This is a genomic window from Nitratireductor sp. GZWM139 (assembly GCF_030068685.1).
In the GTDB taxonomy this organism is placed as follows: Bacteria; Pseudomonadota; Alphaproteobacteria; order Rhizobiales; family Rhizobiaceae; genus Nitratireductor; species Nitratireductor aquimarinus.
Genome location: NZ_JAMQML010000001.1, coordinates 64,729 through 85,910, shown reverse-complemented (window position 1 = coordinate 85,910; position 21,182 = coordinate 64,729). Strand labels below are relative to the sequence as shown.

The following is a 21,182-nucleotide window of genomic DNA, read 5'->3' as shown; positions in this document are numbered from 1 at the left end:
CTGACGCCTGTGGATAAACACGGCTGTTCCGTTCCCCGATTAAAGTTCTTGCTTTGTTCTCATTTGTTCGATAGGAATAGATTCATCGGCAGCGATGCTGATTCCGCTTTCCGCCAGTTCCCGCGTTCCAGAAAGCCGGCCACATCGCCCAGGCATGGAGTGACCCATGGAACAGATGACCAGAGCAGATACGGCCGCCTTCAATGGCGGTGGCGCCGCGGTGGCCAACACGGTGATCGACCGGTCCGGCATCCGCATCGATGTCGAACGCCGGCGCGGTCGTGCCGCAGGCATCAACCCGTCGGGACGTTACGAGCCGGTGTCGCGGCATGTCTTCGATGATGGCTGGGGTTCCATCGAGGAACTGCCGCCCTTCAAGACCGAAGTGCAGGTGGAAAAGCCGCGCACCATCATCACGCGCAACAGCTCGCCGGACATTTCCTTCGACCGGTCCATCAATCCCTATCGCGGCTGCGAGCATGGCTGCGTCTACTGCTTCGCACGCCCCACCCACGCCTATATGGGGCTTTCGGCCGGGCTCGACTTCGAGGCAAAACTATTTGCCAAGCCGGATGCCGCCCGCCTTCTGGAGCGTGAGATCGCAAAGCCCGGCTATGAGCCGCGCACCATCGCCATCGGCACCAACACCGACCCCTACCAGCCCATCGAGAAGAAATACCGCATCATGCGCGAGATTCTCGAAGTGCTGGAGGCGCACAAACATCCGGTCGGCATCGTCACCAAGTCTGCGCTCGTCATGCGCGACATGGACATCCTCTCCCGCATGGCCGAGCAGGGGCTGGCCAAGGTCGCACTCTCCGTCACCACGCTCGACCGCAAGCTGGCGCGCACCATGGAGCCGCGCGCCGCCACCCCGTCGCGCCGGCTGGAAACGGTGCGCGCGCTGACGGAGGCAGGCATCCCCACCTCCGTGATGATGGGCCCCGTCATTCCCGGCCTCACCGATTGCGAGATCGAGCGCATTCTGGAATCGGCAGCGACCGCCGGCGCGCGTGAGGCGGGTTACATCATCCTGCGCCTGCCGCTGGAGGTGAGCCCCATCTTCAAGGAATGGCTGCTGCGCCATGCGCCCGATCGTTATCGCCATGTCGTTTCGCTGATCCGCTCCATGCGTGGCGGAAAGGATTACGACGCCCAGTGGGGCAAGCGGATGAAAGGCGCCGGCCCCTATGCCTGGCAGATCGGTCGCCGGTTCGAGATCGCTGCCAAACGGCTTGGCCTCAATCAGGAGAAGCGCCGGCTGAGGAGCGACCTCTTCACCCCGCCCACACCGGGAGGCGAGCAGCTCATGCTCCTGTAGATCGCCCTTGCGTCCATTGCAGCGCCACCGGACCCGCCTCCCCACATGAACACCGCCGCGCTCGGGCGCGGCGCAGAAATCCCGTCAGGCTTTGCATCCCCGTGGGCCGACGGAAGCTTCCCGGCTTTTCCGCCCCTTGCGCCGGGAAGACCTTGCGGAGAATCGGAACCGATGCGAGCATCGCCGCACCATGGCTCGTACGCGTTCCGATTCTCCCACTCTCTTCGACCTCCCCGTTCGTCCCGATTTCCAGATGGAAGCGGCACTCATGCGCGAAGGCATGGCGCCTGTCGCCGGTCTGGATGAAGCAGGCCGCGGCCCGCTTGCCGGTCCCGTGGTGGCCGCCGCCGTCATTCTGGATGGCAACCGCCTGCCCGAAGGGCTGGACGATTCCAAGCGTCTCTCCGCCGAGGCGCGCGACCGTCTCTATGAGAACATTCTGGACATGGCAGTCAGCGTGTCCGTCGCCTCCCTTTGCGCGACCAGCATCGACGAAACCAACATTCTGCGCGCGAGCCTTGAGGCCATGCGTCGCGCGACTGCCGGTCTCTGCGTAACGCCGCTCTTTGCCCTTGCAGACGGGCGCGATGTACCGCCTGGCCTCTGCTGCCCGGCACGCGCAGTCGTCAAGGGCGATCAGCGCAGCCAGTCCATCGCCGCAGCCTCCATCATCGCCAAGGTCACACGCGACCGCATGATGGGCCGGGCAAGCGAAATCGCCCCGCCATATGGTTTCGAGGCCCATATGGGTTATGGCACCAAACGGCACCGCACGGCGATCACCGAGCACGGTGCAGTGCTTCGCCTGCACCGCATGACCTTTACGCCCCTGCGCGATCTGAACGCGCCCTCGCCCTCCTCAGAGAGGCGAGACGCCGATCAGCCACTCATGGAACCCGGCGACAAAAACGCCGTAGATCGCGAGCCCGCCTAAAACCGCCACTGCATCCCCGGCCCACCCGGCGGGAACCTTCGCAGACGAACTGGCGGGACGCGCAAGAGCCGAACGCCAGTCGATGACGGCCCACACCAGAAAACTGCCGAACAGGATCACATCGGCCAGCGTGCCGTTCGCCATCAGATGCGCCAGCGCCCAGAGGATGGTCGCCACCAGCATGGGATGCCCCACTGCCGCCCTGATGCGGCTCGGCACATAGGCGGCAATCAGCAGCGGAAAGACCGGCAGAAGCACGAGCAGCGCCACATGCCGCAGCGCAATCGGCGGCGCAATCGGCGGCGCATAGACAAAGACCGGGTCCATGCGCGCCAACCCATAGCCCCAGACGATGAGCGCAAAGCCTGCGAGCGATACTGCCGTATAGGGCAACAGCCAGGCGTTTTTGCCCCGCTCCGCCATCACCCGGGCGCGCATCTCCGGCGCGACGATCCGCAGCGAATGCACTGCTAGGAAAAGCACCAGTCCAGCCACCAGCACGGTCATGCGTATCTCCGTTTGCACATCTCAGTTCAGTTAGATACTATAACCAACATTATTATCTGTAACGGACAATATGAAACCTGCCGACGATATCCCCACGCTGACCCGCAAGGAGATGCAGCGCGCCGCCACATTCCGCGAGATTCACGACATCGCCCGCGCCCTGCTGGTCGAGCAGGGCAGCGCTGCCGTCACCATCAACGCGATCGCCCGCCGCATGGGCATGAGCGGCCCTGCCCTCTACCGCTACCATCCAAGCCAGGCGGCCCTCATCGAGGCGCTCCGCAGGGAGTTCTTCAACGAGCTGGTGGCGCATATGCGTCAGGCCGCATCACTGCCACATGCCGACACGCCTGCGCGCCGTCTCGGGGCCACATGCCGCGCCCTGCGGCGCTGGGCGCTTGATCATTCGGCCGAGTTCGGTTGGCTGTTTGCAAGCCCCGTGGAAGCGAAGGGCGATGCCGCCGCGCCCCTCTACGATGACGCGGCAAGCTGCGGTGCATTTGGAGAGGTGTTTCTCGAACAGGTTGCCGAGATATGGGAGACGCAGCGTTTCCCCATTCCGAACCTCGACGACATGCCCCCCGTTCAGGTGGAGCAGCTCATCGCCTTCAGCGAGAAGAACGGGAACATCCTGCCGCCCGACGCGGCGCATGTTTTTCTAAAATGCTGGATCCGCCTCTATGGGCATCTGTGCATGGAAGTGTTCGGGCAGATGGCCTTCGCCTATACGGACATGGAGCCAGCCTTCGAGGAATGCCTGAGCGAACTCTGTACGCTTCTGGACGTGCCCTATGAGCCCGCGCCCGCGTGATGCATTTACTGCCTGTAAGCCGGTGAGAGCGCACGGCTTGTGAAGGCATCCGCTTCCCGCACCTGCCCGACCGGAAAGCGCTCCACCGCCCTTCAGAATTCCGCACAAACAAAAACGCCGCCGGAAACCGGCGGCGTTTTTGAGATTTCGTCTGGAAAAGCCGATCAGTTCAGCTTCGCCTTAACGTCCTGAAGCGAAGCCTTGAAGAGATCGCCACTGGTCTTGGCGTCCACCTTGTCGGCCAGAACGGCGCGAGCTGCTTCCACGGCCAGATCGACGGCGCTTGCGCGCACTTCGTTGACCGCATCCACTTCAGCCTGCTCGATCTTCTGCTCGGCCAGAGCGGTCCGGCGGGCGACATACTCGTCCGTCTTCTGCTTGGCTTCCTTGACGATCAGCTCGGCCTCGTGCTTGGCGGCGCTGACGATGTCCTGCGCCTCCTGCTCGGCTTCCTGCCGCTTGCGCTGGTATTCGGCGAGCAGCTGCTGCGCGTCTTCACGCAGCTTGCGCGCTTCGTCCAGCTCGTTGCGGATGCGCTCGGCGCGTCCGTCGAGCGCGCCGTTGATCATCCCCGGCACCTTGAAGTAGGCAAGAACGCCCAGGAAGATGATCAGGGCAATAAACGCCCAGAATGTCGCGTCCATGGCCTTCTCCTACTGCTTGACGGCCTTGACGGCAGCTTTCGCTGCAGTCGTGTCGAGCCGGCCGCCGACCAGTTCCTGAACGATGGATGCCGCCGTGTCTTCAGCGATGGCGCCCACGTCCTTCATGGCCGTTTCCTTGATCGAAGCAATGCGCTCCTCGGCTTTGGCGAGCTTGGCATCGAGATCCTTCTCGATCTGCTGACGCTCGGCGTCCGCTTCCACCTTTGCGGCGTCGCGGGCTTCCTGACCGATGACATTGGCTTTCTTGCGAGCGTCGGCGAGTTCCTGCTCATAGGCAGCAACAGCCTGATCCGCCTCTTCCTTCATCCGCGCAGCCTGGTCGAGGTCCTGGGCAATGCGGTCACGCCGCACTTCCAGAATGCCGCCGATACGCGGCAGCACAACGCGCTTGAGGAACAGGTAGAACAGCCCGAAAGTGATCGCCAGCCACAGAATCTGCGACGGGAATGTGGACGAATCGAAGGGCGGGAAGCCAGCTTCGTGAGCGCCTTCCGACGCCACGCCGGTTTCCGAATGGGTCGCTTCCGCGGCGTCCTGCGCCGAGGCTGCGAATGCCGATGCCACAAACATTGTCTACCTCTCTTAAAACCGGCCGGACGCCCTTGAGCGGCCGGCCACGCACGCGAATGGCGCGCTTAGGTGAAGAGGAGGAGCAGAGCGATGAGCAGCGAGAAGATGCCGAGTGCTTCCGTCACGGCGAAGCCGAAGATCAGGCGGCCGAACTGACCGTCTGCTGCCGACGGGTTGCGCAGTGCGCCCGAGAGGTAGCTGCCGAAGATGTTGCCGAGGCCGAGTGCTGCACCAGCCATGCCGAGACAGGCGATACCGGCGCCAATAGCCTTTGCTGCTTCTACTTCCATTTTGAAACTCCTTGTAATCGCGGATTTGCGTGTTTTCTTCAGACTTGGCGGAAGACCGCCGGTGAAACCTGTTTTCCTCTACCCGCCCTTTCAGGGCCGGAACGAAGCCAGTCGTTGGAACCTCTTGATCAGTGGCCGGGATGGACGGCGTCGTTCAGATACATGCAGGTCAGGACGGCAAAGACGTAGGCCTGCATGAAGGCGACGAGGAACTCGAGGCCGGTAATCGCAACCGTCATGATGAGCGGCAGCACGGCACCGGCGGCTCCGGCAACGCCGAACGCACTCAACGAAGTGACGAAGCCGGCGAATACCTTCAGCGTGATGTGACCGGCCAGCATGTTGGCGAACAGACGAACCGAAAGGCTGACGGGGCGCGAGAGGAACGAGACAATCTCGATCAGCACCACCAGCGGAACGACAACAGCGGGAACCCCCTGTGGCACGAACAGCTTGAGGAAGCCGAAACCGTGTTTCAGGAAGCCGTATACGACCACGGTACCGATCACCAGAAGCGCAAGCGCGAAGGTGACGATGATATGGCTGGTCACGGTGAAGAAATATGGGAACAGGCCAAGCAGGTTGGCCATCAGGACGAACATGAAGATGGAGAACACGAACGGGAAGAACCGCATCCCGTGCGATCCTGCCGAATCTCTCAACATGGACGCCACGAATTCGTAGGACATCTCCGAGATCGACTGCAGCCGGCCGGGCACCAGGCCGCGGCTGGAGGTCGTCAGGAAGAGAAATGCGCCGGCGGCAACCACCGTCGCAACCATGAAGGCGGAGGAGTTGGTAAAGGAGAAATCCAGTCCGCCGACCTCAATCGGAATCCATTTGGAGATCTGGAACTGATGGATCGGATCGTTGGCCACCTGGACCCCCTCGCTTCTATAATGGCGCTCTTGCGCCGTTCACTTCTTCTCGGGATCCTGCCCGCTCTGCGACGAGCGAACCCCGAATTCAGCAATTTGTCCTGACGAACGCAGGACATTAAGAACCCCTGCCCCAAAACCGAGGAGCAGGAAAATGATAAGCCCCCAGGGCGACGTTCCGGCAAAATGGTCGATGCCCCATCCAAGAGCAGCGCCGACACCAACGCCGGCAATGAACTCGCTGGATAGTCTGAGCGCCTGTCCGACGCCCGCCATATCGCCCTTCGTCTTCCCCTCGTCGCCGTCCCGCGATTCCGGCCGTTTTTCTGCGAGTGCCTTCTCCAGATCCGCGCGCCGGCGTTCCAATTCGTCCGGCTGATCCTTGTTGGCCACCGCAATCTCCGTACCGGGTTTGCTGGTCAGCGGCTATCCGCTTGAAAGTCGCGCGCAACATAGTGAGCGCCCTCGCCCCAGTCAAGCCGCTGTTGCAGCCATTCACAAAGGCGAAAAGGCATTCAAAAACAATGCGATGATTTGCTGCGACAATGCGCGCAGCGCCAAATGGCGCGCTGAGAACGGGAATCGCGGCGGGTCATCGGTAAATTCCGCCCGCCGCGCGCCCCCGTTTGAAAGGCCGGATCAGTTCCAGCCGCCGCCATAAGTGCGGTAGAAAATGTGCTGCCCGATCTTTTTCATGCGCTGCATCGCGCCCGCCCAGCGGGGGTGCACATAGGTCGCGTGGTAATGGGTGGAGGAGCCAACCTCCGGCAGCCAGATCTTGCCGGCCGTCGTCGCCATCGCCACGTCCTGCGCGGTCTTGAAGTGGCCCGGGCTCTTCACCCGGTCACGAATGCCGTCGCAGGCGAAGGAAAACTGGCAGCGATTGCGCCATTTCTCATTCTGATAAACGACTCCGCAGATGCTGTTCGGATAGGTGGGATTGCGCACGCGGTTCAAGATGACCTGCGCAACGGCGGCCTGTCCCTCGACCGATTCTCCGCGCGCCTCGAAATAGATGCCGGCAGCCAGACACTGCTGCTCGCGGTCCGAAAACACTTCGGCAGGCAGCGGGCTGCGCGCCCATGGATGATCCTTGGCGCTGACCGGCGGAATGAAGCGGCCGCCCTGCGGCTCTTCCTCACGCAGAATGCTGGCGAAGGGCGAGGCCTTCTCATAGTCCGGCTCCGGCGGCGCATAGGCGGTCGCCAGAATGTCGGCGCGGTCATTGTTGACCAGCGCCGCAATCGCCCGCGGCATATCCGGATCGGCCTTCCTGTCGCGCTTCATGTAAAAGGCGGAGGCGATGCGCACCTCTTCGCCCTGAATGTCCGGCTTCACGAAGGCCATCAGCTTCTGGTCGGCCTTCGGCTGCTCCAGAAGGAAGCTGGTTTTCTCAAAAATCGTGCCCGCCTCGAACAGGCGCGGCGGCTGAACCGGCATCACCTGCACCAGACGGCCGGTCTTGTCGGCGCGGTTGATGCGCGCCTCGTCCGGCGTCGTGCCGGTGAACCCCTTCTTGCCGCGAAACGCCACCGCGCCAATGCCAGGTGCAGCGATGCCCGAGCCGGAAATACTGCCCGTCTTCAGATTGCCGTCAATGAAAGGCATCTCGGCCTGATGAATGGAACCGGCTACCGATTTCTCCAGATAGGCGGCCCAGCGCGGCGCCGCACTCTCCTCTCCAGAAACCAGCCCGGCTATGTCCTGATGTGCGACCACGCCCGGAAAGCCGATCCAGAACCCCAGCGCCACCACTGCCGGCGCGAGAAGCGAACGTGATTCTCCATCCGCTTTACGCGGTACATTTCCTGTCCGACGAAGCACCCACACTCTCCGCTACGCAACTCGACCCAATTGCAAAAACCATAATTGGTTAACCTTGATCACTGGTTAACGCGGTCGAATGCGTGCCCGCAGGCAGACACAGGCAGCCAAGAAAAAACGGGCCCTGCCATGCAGAGCCCGTTCAAAAATCTTGTGATGTGGCGTCACACCACTCTCAGCGACGCTTCTTCGCCCGCCCCGCATAGGGGTTGTCGGAGGTGCGCAGCGCCATGCGGATCGGCACGCCATGGAGGTTGAAGGTCTCGCGCAGACCATTCACCAGATAGCGCACATAGGATTGCGGCATCGCCTCTGGACGCGAGCACGAGACCACGAAGCCCGGCGGACGCGTCTTGATCTGCGTGATGTACTTCACCTTCAGGCGGCGGCCTGCAACGGCCGGCGGCGGGTGCTGCGTGGTCGCGCCTTCGAGCCAGCGGTTGAGCCGGCCGGTGGAGATGCGGCTGTTCCAGGTACGGTGCGTCTTCTCGACGGCTTCCATCAGCTTGTCGAAGCCACGCCCCGTCTCTGCCGAGATCGGCACGGCCTGAAGCCCGCGCACCTGCGGCAACAGCCGCTCGGTCTTTTCGCGCAGTTCGGCCAGCGTTTCCTGCCGGTCCTCGATCAGGTCCCACTTGTTGAACGCGATGACCGGCGCACGGCCCTCACGCATGATCAGGTCGGCGATCTGCAGATCCTGCTTCTCGAAGGGAATGGTCGCGTCGAACACCACGATCACCACTTCGGCGAAGCGCACGGCCCGCAGGCCATCGGCGACGGAAAGCTTTTCCAGCTTTTCCTGCACGCGCGCCTTGCGGCGCATGCCTGCCGTATCGAACAGCTTGATCTTGCGGTCGCGCCACTGCCAGTCGACAGAGATCGAATCGCGCGTGATGCCGGCTTCCGGCCCCGTCAGCATGCGATCTTCGCCCAGAAGTGCGTTGATGAGCGTCGACTTGCCCACATTGGGTCGGCCGACAATGGCGATCCGCAGCGGCTTGGAGGTGTCGTAATGCACCTCCTCTTCCGAATCGGGCTCGATGTCCTCGCCGACCGCAATTTCGTCCGTCGTAACGATGATGTCTTCCGGCTCTTCAGCCAGCGCCACGTCTTCGCCAAGGCCCTCAACGATGGCGTCGCGCAGGTCGGACATGCCGAGACCATGCTCCGCCGAAATCTCGACCGGATCGCCAAGCCCGAGTTCCCAGGAATCGAGAACGCCGCTGCGGGCGGCATTCACGTCCATCTTGTTGGCGACCAGCACCACCGGTTTGCCGCGGCGGCGCAGAAGATTGGCGAAGGTCGCATCGTCCGGCATCACGCCGACGCGCGCATCGATCATGAACAGCGCAATGTCTGCTTCCTCGATCGCCTGCTCCGTCTGAACGCGCATACGCCCTTCCAGCGTCGGCGCGGCGGCGCTCTCCAGCCCCGCCGTATCGATCACTTCGAAACGAAGATCCTGCAGGCGCGCAGGATGCGAACGCCGGTCGCGCGTGACGCCGGGCGTGTCATCGACTATGGCCAGACGACGCCCGGCGAGCCGGTTGAACAGCGTCGACTTGCCGACATTGGGTCGGCCGATGATTGCAAGCTTGAAAGCCATAGAGTTACACCGGTTACGGCTATTCAGCCGGGCCTGAGCCGAGAATCAGTTCCACCATCATTTCGGCGCGCTGACGCGTGTTGCGCGGCGCGGCTGCATCGCCCGAGATCTGCTGGAAAAGCGTCAGCGCATCGTCGCGCTTGCCTTCCTTCCAGGCTGCCAGACCGAGCGCCTCGCGCGCCGTATGGCGCAGCGCGTTGCCATCAGCCGTCAGCGTCTCGACGCGGGCTGCGACATCCGCATAGGAACCATGGTCAACCAGAATCAGGCCGGCCCGCAGCCTTGCCGTATCGGCAATGACGTCGGTCACCGACTTGTCGGCGGCAATCTCGTCGAATGCGGCGACCGCACCATCGGCGTCGCCGTCAGCCGCCAGAACCGTGGCTGCGCGCATGCGCGCCAGAAGCGGATAGGAGCCATAGCCGCTTCCCTCGAGTTCTTCGAATGCGGCCAGCGCCTCTGCGGTTTCACCCTGACGTGCCAGATCGAGCGCCTGCGAGAACGCGTCACCCGATGCATTGGCCTGCGAAGAGGTCCAGCGCTCATAGCCCACATAGCCGGCGGTAGCGACCACGAGCAACACGGCCGCACCAATGGCGACCGGGCCAAATCGACGCCAAAGCGACTTGAACTGATCCTGGCGGAGCTCTTCGTTGACTTCGCGAATAAAACTGTCGTCGGACATATGCGACCCATGTTTAGCGGGATGTCCCGCAATGTTCCCGGTTTCGGGCTTTTTAGACTAAATTTGTCGCCATGGAAGGGGGCGAGCGCGATTCCACCTCATTCTGTTGATTTCCGGCCTTTTCATGGCGTCTTGTTTCAACAGGTCTTTGCCTTCCAAACTCGGCCATATTTGTTCGCTACCGCTGCCTCGACTTTGCATTCTGGATATTGAGATCATGCTCAAATTACTCTGCGCCGGGGCGTCCGCGCTGGCGCTGACAAGCTCTTGTTTCGCCAACGATGCCGCACCGACTGACAAGTCTCAGACCGCCAGGCCGCAATATGTGATCATTTCGTTCGATGGCGCGCTCCATCTGGAGCAGTGGCAGCGCAGCCGCGCAATCGCCGAAAAGACCGGTGCGCGCTTTACCTATTTCCTCTCCTGCGTCTACCTGCTCTCGCCGGAGACCCGCAAAACCTATCAAGCGCCGGGCATGTCACGCGGGCGCTCGAATGTGGGCAGCGGTTACAGCCGTGAGGATGTCGAGGGCCGGCTCGGCCAGATCTGGACCGCGCGCTCCGAGGGTCATGAAATCGCCAGCCATGGCTGCGGGCATTTCGACGGCAAGGACTGGAGCGCGGCCGACTGGGGCCAGGAGTTCGACGAATTCAGCAATATCGTCGCCAATGCCTGGAAGCTCAACGAGATCGAAGGCGAGCCGAAAGAGTGGCAGGATTTCGCCCGCAACGAAATCCACGGCTTCCGCGCGCCCTACCTCTCCACCAACAAGGGCCTGTTCCAGACTCTCGCTCAAAAGGGTTTTGCCTATGACGCCAGCACCGTGTCGCGCGGGCCTGCCCTGCCGAAAGCGCGTGGCGGCGTCGTGCGTTTTTCGCTTCCGCTGATCCCGGAAGGGCCACGCGAGAGGCAGGTCATTGCCATGGACTACAATCTTTATGTCCGCCATTCCGGCGGCAAGGAGAAGCCCGAGGCGGCCCCGGCCTTCGAGAAGCGCACCCATGATGCATTCATGGCGTCCTTCAGGAAAGAGTATGATGGCCGCCGCACACCCCTCCAGCTCGGCTTCCACTTCACCCTCATGAATGACGGCGCGTACTGGGATGCACTTGAGCGTTTCGCCGGCGACGTTTGCGGCATGGATGACGTGAAATGCGTGAGCTACCGCGATTATCTGGCGGCCACCCAAAAGACCGAAGCCCCGCCCGCACAGGGCGGCACCTGATTGCAGAACCAGAAAGGCCCCGGCGCATGGCGCCGGGGCCTTTTCTTAAGGCGAAGACCGAAATTAGTTCCCGGCCGCGCGCTCGCTCATCAGAGCCTTGTAGGTCGCATAAAGCATGACCACGAGCAGGATCGCGAACGGGAAACCGGTCGCAATTGCGCCAGCCTGAAGCGCGGCCAGCCCGCCGCCGAGCAACAGCACGATCGCCACCAGCCCTTCAAACAGCGCCCAGAAGACACGCTGCGCCACCGGCGCGTCGATCTTGCCGCCGGCAGTGATCGTGTCGATCACCAGCGACCCCGAATCCGAAGACGTTACGAAGAAGACGATCACCAGAATGATGCCGATCAGCGAGCTGATGCTGGCCAGCGGCAGATCAGCCAGCATCGCGAACAGCGAAAGCTCCGGCACATAGTCCACCACCGTCTGCTGAACGCCCGTATAGCCTTCTGCAAGAAACTGGTTCATGGCCGTGCCGCCGAACGTGGTCATCCAGAGGATGGAAACCAGTGTCGGAATGATCAGCACGCAGACGATGAACTCACGCACCGTGCGCCCCTTCGAGACGCGGGCGATGAACATGCCCACAAAAGGCGACCAGGAAATCCACCACGCCCAGTAGAACGTGGTCCAGCCATGCATGAAGCCGGTGTCTTCACGGCCGATCCAGTTCGAAAGCTGCGGCAGCTCCTTCACATAGGACCATGTGTTGGAGAAGAAGCCGGTGATGATCGCCAGCGTCGGGCCGAAGATGATGACGAAGCCCAGAAGAAGGATGGCGAGCACCATGTTGATCTCGGAGAGGCGCTTCACGCCCGCATCGAGCCCCGCCACCACGGACACCAGCGCCACGCCGGTAATGCACATTATGAGCAGAACCTTGACCGTGTCGGTGTTGGGAACGCCGTAAAGCTCGTTGAGGCCGGCCAGCGCCTGCGACGCACCGAACCCCAGCGATGTGGCCAGACCGAACAGCGTGGCGAACACCGCCATGATGTCGATCAGATGCCCCGCCCAGCCGCGCACGCGCTCCCCGAGGATCGGGAAGAAGGCCGAGCGAATGGAGAGCGGCAGGCCCTTGTTGTAGGCCGCAAGCGAAAGCGAAAGCGCCAGAACCGCGTAGATCGCCCAGGGGTGAAGCCCCCAGTGGAAGATGGTCGCCGCCATGCCCATTTCGCGGGCGGCCGGAACCGCTTCCGCAACCAGCTGTCCGTCCACAACCGGCGGGGTGAGGCCGAGCGGCGGATTGTTGAAATGATACATCGGCTCAAGCACGCCGAAGAACATCAGGCCGATACCCATGCCGGCGGCAAACAGCATCGCGAACCAGCCGGAATAGGAATATTCGGGCACGGCGTCCTTGCCGCCCAGCCTGACCTTTCCGAGCGGCGTCAGCGCCACGACGATGCAGAACAGAACAAACAGATTGGCCGACAGCATGAAGACCCAGTCAAAGGTCGAGGTCAGCCAGACCCTGAGACCGCCAAGCGCGTCGCCGGCGATATCGCGGAAAATCAGCGTGACGATCACAAATGCGACGATCAGCACGGCGGAAATGAAGAATACGGGATTGTGAACATCAAGACCAAGCAGACGGACATTGTCTTGCCCCGGCTCGAGTCCGTGGTCCTCCTCAATGACTTGATTTGACATGTTTCACTCCATCTCTGTCCGAGGGCTGGAAGCAAACGACAGTATGGCCGCCCACCACCGGAGCGCTCCTCCACAGGAGAAAATTTGGCCCAAAAGCGCCATCGCACATGGTCTGTATGCGACCTCAACGGTGTGGATTGAGACCAGAATCAGTCAAATAGTCGGCTAGCGGAACACGGCAAGTTCAACAAAAGGGGTGATTCTCGCCCAAATGCCTGTTTCGCCTTCGGAACCACCTCCGTTTGAACGGGGGAATTCACAGAATTAGGATTTAAATCGTCACAAACTATGCTTGTGATACCGAGTTTTGCCGGATTTCATGTGCATGGTATACGGCGATAGGGACATTGTTATATCAGACAGCTTCAAGCGGAACCAAATTGGCTTTCGAAGCTTATGATCAAGAAAAGAGTTGGAGAGGTTTTATGAAAAAGTCACTGCTTATCGTTCCGGCGCTGCTTCTGGGCGTTGCGGCCTGCACCCCCACCCAGCAGGGCGCAGCCTTCGGCGGCGCCAGCGGCGCAGCCATCGGCGCGCTCGCTTCCGGCAACAAGGTTGAAGGCGCGCTCATCGGCGGCGCAGTCGGCACAGTGGCCGGCGCTCTGGTCGGTCGTTCGCAGGAAAACAGAAACGTCTGCGTCTACCGCGACGAGTATGGCCGCCGCTACGAAGCGCGCTGCCCGCAGGGTTACTGATCTGACTGGCAGCGCCCCGCGCTGCCCCTTAAAATCTGCAAAGGCCGGGATGCACATGCATCCCGGCCTTTCTCTTGTCCGGATCACCCGATCCGTCATGCCTGCCCGTCATGACTACAAGACCCGCTTCCCCATGGTTCGCGCTTCTTCGCGGCGATGAATTGACTTTTGTCAATCACCATGAATAATGTCGAAAGGAGGCGCGGAATGGCTTATCGTCCGGCAGAACAGATCATACACAAGGCCGCCTGGCTTTATTACACGCACGGCCTGCGTCAGGACGAGGTTGCGCAGCGGCTGAACATTTCGCGCGCGTCCGTGGCGCTTTATCTGCGCAAGGCGCGCGAAGCCGGCATCGTCAACATCTCCACCTCCACGCATCTCTTCAGCGGCGAGCGTCTTGCCCGCCAGATGGAAGACGCGTTCGGGCTTGAGACCGTCTGGCTCGTCGGCGAAGATGCGCTTTCGCCCTCTCCTCCTTCAGAGATCCCCACGCTTGCCGCCAATGTGTTTCTGGAGATGGTCGAGAATGGCAACCAGGTCTGCGTTGCCTGGGGCCGCACCGTCTACGACATCGCCGATGCAATGAGCTACGCCGACCGCGAAGACGTGACGGTGGTGGAGATGTGCGGCAATCTCGGCTCGCCCTATGCCTACCGTCCCGACCAGTGCACCATGGAGATTGCCCGCCGGCTGAACGCCAAGGGTCTGAATTTCTACGCCCCGCTGGTGCTCAGCACCGAGGAGCTGGCGCGCGCCCTGCGCGAGGAGCCGGTCATCCGCGAACAGCTCGACGGGATCAGCGCCTGCGACATGGCGCTCTTCACGGTCGGCGCGCTGGACGCCGACAGCCACGTTATCAAATGCGGCGCGCTCAGCCTTGAAGAGCTTGAACGGCTGAAAACAATGGGTGCGACCGGCGTCATTGCCGGGCAGATCATCACCGCCGACGGCACCCTGCTCGACTGCGATTACAACCGGCGCATGATCTCTGCCGATTTCGACGCCATCCGCGCCATTCCCCGGCGGCTCATGGTGGTGCAGGAGGACGAGAAGTTCGAGCCCCTGCAGGCCGCCATCGCCGGCCGTTTCTTCACCCATCTGGTGACCACGTCATCCATGGCGACGAAGCTTCTGAAGCACCACACCGCCAGTGAACCCACGCCGGCCTGATCAACGCCAGCCTGACCCACCCCGGCCTGATTGACGCCGGCAAGCGCAACCCTTCAAGACACGTACAGGACAGACATGCAGAACCTCTGGAAAGACAGCGAAGCAGAAAAGCTTGTCGAGCACTATGCGCAGAAGGGCGTCGCACGCGACCTGGCGCTGCGCGTCTACACGACCCGTCTTCTGGGCGGCGAGCCACGCCTCGTGCTGCATGGCGGCGGCAACACCTCGCTGAAAAGCCGCGCCACCGACATTCTGGGCCGCGAATATGATGTTCTGTGCGTCAAGGGCAGCGGCTGGGACATGGGCGTGATCGAGCCACAGGGCCTGCCTGCCGTGAAGATGGACGCGCTTCTGGCCGCCCGCGAACTGCCCTCCCTGTCGGATGAAGACATGGTGGCGATGCAGCGTGCAAACCTCATCGATCCGGGTTCTCCCAACCCGTCCATCGAAACGCTTCTGCACGCCTTCCTGCCGCACAAATTCGTCGACCACACCCATTCCACCGCGATCCTCGCACTGGTTGACCAGGAAGATTCCGAAGCGCTCTGCAAAAAAGTCTTCGGCGACCGGCTCGGCTTCGTGCCCTACATCAAGCCGGGCTTCGACCTCGCCAAGGAAGCCGCCGACATCTATGACGCAAACCCGTCCGTCGAGGGCCTGATCCTCGACAAGCACGGCATCTTCACCTTCGCCGAGGACGCCAAGACGGCCTACGATCTCATGATCGAGTTCGTCACCATGGCCGAGGATTATGTCGCCGGGCACGGCAAGACGCCGTTCAACCCGGTGGCGCTGCCGAAGGAACTCGCCACCCCGTCGCAGATCATGCCCTATCTGCGTGGCGCGATCGCCATCGATGAGGGCGAAGGCAAATATGGCCGCATGGTCTGCGACTTCCGCACCTCGCCAAAGATCCTCGACTATGTGAACGCCGACACCGCCGAAGAGCTCGCCACCCGCGGCGTCTCCACGCCGGATCTTTCGATCCGCATCAAGACCGGCCCCATGGTTCTGCCCGCCCCCGAGGCCGGCAAGCTCGACGCCTATGGCAAGATCATCCGCGAAAAGGTCGCCGCGTTCTCGGACCGCTACAAGGACTATTTCGAGACCAACAACGCCACCGACGATATCGAACGCACCATGCTCGACACCATGCCGCGCCTGACGCTGGTGCGCGGTCTCGGTCTCATCGGCCATGGCCGCAGCATGAAGGAAGCGAAGATCGCCGCCGATGTGGGCGAAATGCTGGTGGAAGCGGTCACCGGCGCCGAGGCCATCGGCTCTTTCCATCCGCTGGCGCTCTCCGACCTCTTCGAGCTTGAATACTGGTCTCTCGAACAGGCCAAGCTCGCGTCCAACAAGCCCAAGCCGTTGTCCGGCCAGGTCACGCTGGTAACCGGCGGCGCCGGTGCAATCGGCGCAGCCACGGCGAAGCTGTTTGCCTCGCAGGGCGCGCATGTGGTCGTCGTCGACATGCATGCCGACAAGGCCGGGGATGTGGCCAAATCCATTGGCAATGGCGCAATCGGCATCGGCGCGGACGTGACCGATGCGACCGCCGTGCGCGCCGCCTTCGACAGGGCGCGTGATGTGTTCGGCGGCGTCGACATCGTGGTCTCCAACGCGGGTGCTGCCTGGGAAGGCAAGATCGGTGAGCTGGAAGACGCCACGCTGCGCCAGAGCTTTGAGCTCAACTTCTTCGCCCATCAGAGCGTGGCGCAGAACGCGGTGCGCCTCTTCAAACAGCAGGGCACCGGCGGCGTTCTGCTCTTCAACGCCTCCAAACAGGCGGTCAATCCGGGAGCGAATTTCGGCGCTTACGGCCTGCCCAAGGCGGCAACGCTGTTCCTTTCGCGGCAATATGCGCTGGATTACGGCTCCATCGGCGTGCGTTCCAACGCGGTCAACGCCGACCGCATCCGTTCCGGCCTCCTCACCAACGAGATGATCGCCAACCGCTCCACCGCGCGCGGCGTCTCGGAGAGGGACTATATGGGCGGCAATCTTCTCGGCCTTGAAGTGCGCGCCGAAGACGTGGCGCAGGCTTTCCTGAACCACGCCCTTGCCGAACGCACCACCGCCGACGTCACCACCGTCGACGGCGGCAACATCGCAGCCGCCCTGCGATAAGGACGCCGGCATACGGGCATTGGCCGTCCCGGCATGGACCCTCGGGTCAAAGCCCGAGGGTGACGAATGGCAGGAGTGGCGTCTATCGCGGATACCGAAGATTTGCATCATCCCGCCCCCCATTCGTCATGCCCGGCCCCCGAGCCGGGTATCCATGCCTGAAGGGCAAATCAAAAGAGCAGCCCAAGAGCCGCGCTTTCCTTCTCCCCGCCAGCGGGGAGAAGGTGCCGGCAGGCGGATGAGGGGCGAGCGCCAACGCTCACAACATCGCACCCGCCATCCCGCCCTCGCCCTTCGACGCGCTCAGGATGAGGGCTTTCGTCGCGGCGTCACCCCAAAACACGCCCGCACCCTTCAAGCCGCCATACGTCCCCCTGCCCTTTCCCTCATCCTGAGCCTGTCGAAGGGCGGAGGAAAAGGCACGCACATCATCTCCGCGCGAACAAAAAGGGCGGCCCGCAAGCCGCCCTTTCCATTCCACCCAACGCACTGCCTCAGTCGCGCGCAGGCAGCGGCATCCAGTCCGGCACCGCCACATCGGCATGGGCAAACTGCGGCATCTTCGCCGACAGATCGTCCATGTTCTTGATGTCGCCATCGTTGAGCGCCTGCTGCGTGATCAGCGTCGGCGGAACGATGACGCTCTTGCCCGGCTCCTCGCCGGCCAGAAGCATGGCGAGCGCGCGCACCGAAACCTCGCCCACAACGGCAGGGTTCGTGGCGGCGGTGGCGACCCAGGCGCTGCCCGGCTCACGCATGGCCGAAATATCGGCCGTCGAAACGTCAGCCGAATAGATCTTGATGCCATCGGAAAGGCCGGCCTCGTCCACGGCGATCTTCACGCCCTTGGCGAACTCGTCATAGGGCGCGAACATGACCTGGATGTCCGGGTTTGCCGTCACCACCGAGCGCGCCTGGTTGGCGACCGAGTTGGCGATCGGATTGTCGAGCGTGCCGAACTGCGCCACTTCCTCGATGCCCGGATATTTTTCCTTGAACTCGCGCCAGGTCTCGTCGCGGCGGTCGAGCGGTGCAATGCCGGCCACATAAACATAGCCGGCCTTCCACGCTTCGCCATTGTCGGCAACGGCCTGCTCCAGCGCCAGACGCGCCAGATCCCGGTCGGACTGCTCGATCTGCGGGATCGCATCATTTTCGACATTCACGTCGAAGGCCACGACCTTGATGCCCGCATCGACGGCGCGCTGGGCAGCCTCCTTCATGGATTCGGTCAGGCCGTGCTGGATGATGATGCCATCAACGCCAAGCGCAATCGCCTGATCCACCATGTCGGCCTGAAGCGCGGCGTCCTGGCGGCTGTCGAGCACGCGCAGGTTCACACCCAGCGCCTCGGACTGCTTTTCCACGCCCGAAAGATAGGCCTGGAAGAAGTCGCCCGTGGAAAGATAGCGCACCAGCGCAATCTCCACATCACCCGGATTGTCGAACGGCGCGGGCTTGTCCTGCGCGCCGGCGGCTGCCGGCAGAAGCATGGTCGCGCCGGCCAGCGCCACGGCCATCTTGCCCAGAAGTCTGCGTGAAATTTCCATACTCTTTCTCCTCCACTGCCTGTTTGCTTTTGAACGGGCGCTACCGGGCATTCCTCCCAAGCAGCGCAAAGGTGAAGATCAGAGCGATGACGAGCACCGCGCCCTTGACGAAATCCTGCGTGTAGTACGGCACGTTCATCATGGTGAGCCCCTGCAGGAGCACGCCCACGAACAGCGCCCCGATGGCCGTGCCGAACGCATTCGGTTTGGCTGCACCCAGCACCGCAAAACCGATCAGCGCCGCCGCCACTGCATCCAGAAGCAGATTGTTGCCCGATGCGATGTCGCCGCGCCCAAGGCGCGCGGCCAGAAGAATGCCGCCGATGGAGGCGAAGACGCCCGAGATCACATAGGCCCAGATGCGGTAGGCCTTGACCGGCGCGCCGGCAAACTCCGCAGCGCGCGCATTCGATCCCACCGCATACATCATGCGGCCAAACCGCGTGTATTCGAGGAAGAACCAGATCAGGATCGCCAGCACGATCAGCACCACCACCGAGGCCGGCACGAGGTTCTCCATGAAGAGATCGAACCGGTGCCGCCCGAGCGCCAGAAAGGCCTGGCTGAACGTGCCCTCGGCGGTCGAGCCGTCGGGCAGCGTCATGCCGGTTGCGATGGAGCGCCCTTCGGTCGGAATGCGCTGCAGACCGATCAGCAGGAACATCATGCCGAGCGTCGCCAGAAGATCGGGCACGCGCATATAGCAGATGATCAAACCGTTGATCAGCCCGACCAGCGCGCCGATGGCAAGACACACCAGAACCGCCACCAGTGCGTTCTGCTCCAGCACCACCATCACATAGGCCGCCGCCATCATGGAGCTTGTGGCGATGGAGCCGATGGAAAGGTCGAAACCGCCCACCACCAGCGTCGCCGTCACGCCGAGCGCCAGAATGCCGGTGATCGAAACGGATTGCAGGATGAAGACCGCCGCCTGCGGCGAGGTGAAGCCGCGCGTCGCAAGCGAGAAGAAAATGATCAGCCCCACAAGCAGGCTCAAAAAGCCATAGCGGATTGCCAGCTCGCGCAGCGAGCGGCCGTCTTTCGGCTGCGCCAGCGCCTCAGCCGGGGTTTCAACCGGGGTCTTGTCCGCCGTACGGCTGTCCATTCTCTAAACGCTCCCTGCGGGTTCCAGACGCTGGCCGGCAACTTCGGCCAGCAGCCGGTCCATATCCACGTCGGCATTGCGATGCTCGCCGACAATCGTGTTTTCGGACATGACGAGGATACGGTCCGCCGTCTCCAGCGCCTCGTCCAGTTCGGTCAGAAAGACCAGTGTTGCGCGGTCGCGGGCGCTTTCGCGCAGCTTGGCCGCAATGTCATGGCGCGCGGCAATGTCCACGCCCTGAAACGGCTCGTCCAGGATCAGAAGCCGCGAGGGCTGTGTCAGCCAGCGCGCCACGGTCACCTTCTGCTGGTTGCCACCCGAAAGGGTCGCAAGATCGTCGCGCTCGGAGCGGCACACGATCTTGAGATCCGCAATCTGCTCGCGCGCGGTCTGCCGTTCGGCCCGCCGCCGCGTCACGCTCATGTTCGAGAAGCGCGGCAGAAACGGCAGGCTCATATTCTCGTAGATGTTGAATTCCGGCACGATGCCGGTGGAGGCGCGGTCCTTGGCGACAAGAAACACGCCGTCCCTGATCGCGCTGGCCGGCGTCCTGGGCGCATAGGCCCGGCCATCGAGCTGCATGGAGCCGGCAAGCGGTGGATGAATGCCGAACAGCGTTTCGGCAAGCCGCGTCTTGCCGACGCCCACAAGCCCCGTTACCGCCACCACCTCGCCCGCGCCCAGTTCCATGGAAAGCGGCTTTGCGCCCGGTGCGATGCGCAGATCGCGGACCGAGAAAACCGGCGCCCCGGCAGCGCGCGCATCAATGCTGTGCAGGCCGAGATTCTGGCCCAGCATCGCATTGACCGCGCCCTCATAGTCGAGCGGCTTTTCATCGAACTGCCCGACAATGGCCCCGTCGCGCAGGCTGACAATGCGGTCTGCCAGACGCCGGATATCCGACATGCGGTGTGAAATGTAGAGAATGGCGACGCCGCGCGCCCTGAGCCGGTCGATCAGCGCAAAGAGCCGTTCTGCCTCATTGCTGGAAAGCGAAGAGGTGGGCTCATCGAGGATCATCACCTGCGGTTCATGCGCCATGGCGCGCGCAATGGCCACCATCTGGCGGTCGGCGAGCGGCAGGTCGGTCACCTCGGCGCTGAGGTCGATCCCAAGCCCCATGCGCTCGGCCACCTCGCGCGCCTCGCGCCGCACCTTTCGCGGGTTGAAGAAGAAGCCGCTGCCCGCGCCATTCAGCCGGTCGAGTACCAGATTGCTGGCCACGTCGAGCGCGCCCACCACACCGTCATTGATGTTTTGATGCACCGTCACCACGCCGGCGCGCATCGCTTCTGCCGGGGTGGCAGGAGAGAAGGGCCTGTCGCCCAGCATCATCACGCCACGGTCGGCGCGGTGAACGCCGCTCATGACCTTCACGAGCGTCGACTTGCCGGCGCCGTTGGCGCCCATCAGAACCGTTACCTCGCCGGCGCGCAGGTCGAGCCCCACTCCACGCAACACGGCGTTGGGTCCGAACGCCTTGGTCAGGCCGGCTATGCGAAAAATCGCGGTGTCGCCCATGCTCTCCTCCCAAGGTGACGCTAACAGGTAACAAGC

Annotated in this window: 20 protein-coding genes; 7 read left to right on the top strand and 13 right to left on the bottom strand. The window is 62.7% G+C overall.

Translation table 11 applies throughout. From position 1 onward, the window contains the following. Positions 1-166 precede the first annotated feature (166 nt). Positions 167-1,321: a PA0069 family radical SAM protein gene (locus tag NDI72_RS00360; protein ID WP_206554067.1), complete on the top strand. Its 1,155-nt coding sequence runs from the start codon at positions 167-169 to the stop codon at positions 1,319-1,321. A 190-nt stretch (positions 1,322-1,511) separates the two neighbouring features. Then, the gene (gene rnhB, locus NDI72_RS00355) at positions 1,512-2,255 is read left to right on the top strand and encodes a ribonuclease HII (protein WP_283799238.1); all 744 of its coding nucleotides are present in this window, start codon (positions 1,512-1,514) and stop codon (positions 2,253-2,255) included. Here rnhB and NDI72_RS00350 read toward each other — a convergent pair. Beyond that, positions 2,181-2,762 (bottom strand): NnrU family protein, encoded by a 582-nt coding sequence (locus tag NDI72_RS00350; protein ID WP_283799237.1) that lies wholly within the window; start codon positions 2,760-2,762, stop codon positions 2,181-2,183. The two genes, rnhB and NDI72_RS00350, sit on opposite strands and share 75 nt — an antisense overlap. A gap of 70 nt (positions 2,763-2,832) precedes the next feature. Here NDI72_RS00350 and NDI72_RS00345 point away from each other — a divergent pair, with 70 nt between their 5' ends. Further along, positions 2,833-3,573: a TetR/AcrR family transcriptional regulator gene (locus NDI72_RS00345; RefSeq protein WP_283799236.1), complete on the top strand. Its 741-nt coding sequence runs from the start codon at positions 2,833-2,835 to the stop codon at positions 3,571-3,573. Between the two features lie 164 nt (positions 3,574-3,737). On the opposite strand, the gene NDI72_RS00340 is transcribed toward NDI72_RS00345, so the two are convergent. The 8 genes from NDI72_RS00340 to NDI72_RS00305 form a co-directional block, all read right to left on the bottom strand. Beyond that, positions 3,738-4,217 carry a F0F1 ATP synthase subunit B gene (locus NDI72_RS00340; protein ID WP_113154483.1) on the bottom strand — a complete coding sequence of 160 codons (480 nt, stop codon included), beginning with the start codon at positions 4,215-4,217 and terminating at the stop codon, positions 3,738-3,740. Between the two features lie 9 nt (positions 4,218-4,226). After that, positions 4,227-4,808, bottom strand: coding sequence for a F0F1 ATP synthase subunit B (locus NDI72_RS00335; RefSeq protein ID WP_113154482.1), 582 nt, complete (start codon positions 4,806-4,808; stop codon positions 4,227-4,229). Between the two features lie 65 nt (positions 4,809-4,873). Next, entirely contained in the window at positions 4,874-5,098 is a 225-nt protein-coding gene (locus tag NDI72_RS00330; RefSeq protein ID WP_009451405.1) for a F0F1 ATP synthase subunit C, read from the bottom strand. A gap of 128 nt (positions 5,099-5,226) precedes the next feature. After that, positions 5,227-5,976 carry a F0F1 ATP synthase subunit A gene (locus NDI72_RS00325; protein ID WP_113154481.1) on the bottom strand — a complete coding sequence of 250 codons (750 nt, stop codon included), beginning with the start codon at positions 5,974-5,976 and terminating at the stop codon, positions 5,227-5,229. A gap of 39 nt (positions 5,977-6,015) precedes the next feature. Continuing rightward, complete coding sequence (locus tag NDI72_RS00320; protein ID WP_113154480.1) at positions 6,016-6,369, bottom strand: AtpZ/AtpI family protein; 354 nt, start codon at positions 6,367-6,369, stop codon at positions 6,016-6,018. A gap of 246 nt (positions 6,370-6,615) precedes the next feature. Further along, positions 6,616-7,800, bottom strand: coding sequence for a cell wall hydrolase (locus tag NDI72_RS00315; RefSeq protein WP_283799235.1), 1,185 nt, complete (start codon positions 7,798-7,800; stop codon positions 6,616-6,618). 175 nt (positions 7,801-7,975) lie between these two features. Next, on the bottom strand, positions 7,976-9,406 hold the full coding sequence (der, locus tag NDI72_RS00310) for a ribosome biogenesis GTPase Der (protein ID WP_283799234.1): 1,431 nt from the start codon (positions 9,404-9,406) through the stop codon (positions 7,976-7,978). A gap of 19 nt (positions 9,407-9,425) precedes the next feature. Then, complete coding sequence (locus tag NDI72_RS00305; RefSeq protein ID WP_206545816.1) at positions 9,426-10,091, bottom strand: tetratricopeptide repeat protein; 666 nt, start codon at positions 10,089-10,091, stop codon at positions 9,426-9,428. A gap of 217 nt (positions 10,092-10,308) precedes the next feature. Here NDI72_RS00305 and NDI72_RS00300 point away from each other — a divergent pair, with 217 nt between their 5' ends. Further along, positions 10,309-11,316, top strand: a complete 1,008-nt coding sequence (locus tag NDI72_RS00300) for a polysaccharide deacetylase family protein (protein ID WP_283799233.1) — start codon at positions 10,309-10,311, stop codon at positions 11,314-11,316. A gap of 63 nt (positions 11,317-11,379) precedes the next feature. Here NDI72_RS00300 and NDI72_RS00295 read toward each other — a convergent pair whose 3' ends face one another. Further along, positions 11,380-12,969 (bottom strand): BCCT family transporter, encoded by a 1,590-nt coding sequence (locus NDI72_RS00295; protein ID WP_206554072.1) that lies wholly within the window; start codon positions 12,967-12,969, stop codon positions 11,380-11,382. A gap of 425 nt (positions 12,970-13,394) precedes the next feature. Between NDI72_RS00295 and NDI72_RS00290 the strand changes: the two genes are divergently transcribed. From NDI72_RS00290 to NDI72_RS00280, 3 genes are all read left to right on the top strand, one after another. Then, entirely contained in the window at positions 13,395-13,664 is a 270-nt protein-coding gene (locus NDI72_RS00290; protein WP_113154475.1) for a YMGG-like glycine zipper-containing protein, read from the top strand. Between the two features lie 207 nt (positions 13,665-13,871). After that, positions 13,872-14,837, top strand: coding sequence for a sugar-binding transcriptional regulator (locus tag NDI72_RS00285; RefSeq protein WP_283799232.1), 966 nt, complete (start codon positions 13,872-13,874; stop codon positions 14,835-14,837). Between the two features lie 75 nt (positions 14,838-14,912). Next, positions 14,913-16,967, top strand: a complete 2,055-nt coding sequence (locus tag NDI72_RS00280; RefSeq protein WP_283799231.1) for a bifunctional aldolase/short-chain dehydrogenase — start codon at positions 14,913-14,915, stop codon at positions 16,965-16,967. 494 nt (positions 16,968-17,461) lie between these two features. Here the strand turns inward: NDI72_RS00280 and NDI72_RS00275 are convergent, their stop codons facing one another. Genes NDI72_RS00275 through NDI72_RS00265 form a run of 3 tightly spaced genes read right to left on the bottom strand, consistent with a single transcriptional unit; the run spans position 17,462 to position 21,146 of the window. After that, positions 17,462-18,517 (bottom strand): substrate-binding domain-containing protein, encoded by a 1,056-nt coding sequence (locus NDI72_RS00275; protein ID WP_113154472.1) that lies wholly within the window; start codon positions 18,515-18,517, stop codon positions 17,462-17,464. Positions 18,518-18,557: 40 nt separating this feature from the next. Continuing rightward, complete coding sequence (locus tag NDI72_RS00270) at positions 18,558-19,625, bottom strand: ABC transporter permease (protein WP_222473835.1); 1,068 nt, start codon at positions 19,623-19,625, stop codon at positions 18,558-18,560. A 3-nt stretch (positions 19,626-19,628) separates the two neighbouring features. Continuing rightward, positions 19,629-21,146, bottom strand: a complete 1,518-nt coding sequence (locus NDI72_RS00265) for a sugar ABC transporter ATP-binding protein (protein WP_283799230.1) — start codon at positions 21,144-21,146, stop codon at positions 19,629-19,631. Between the last annotated feature and the right edge of the window lie 36 nt (positions 21,147-21,182).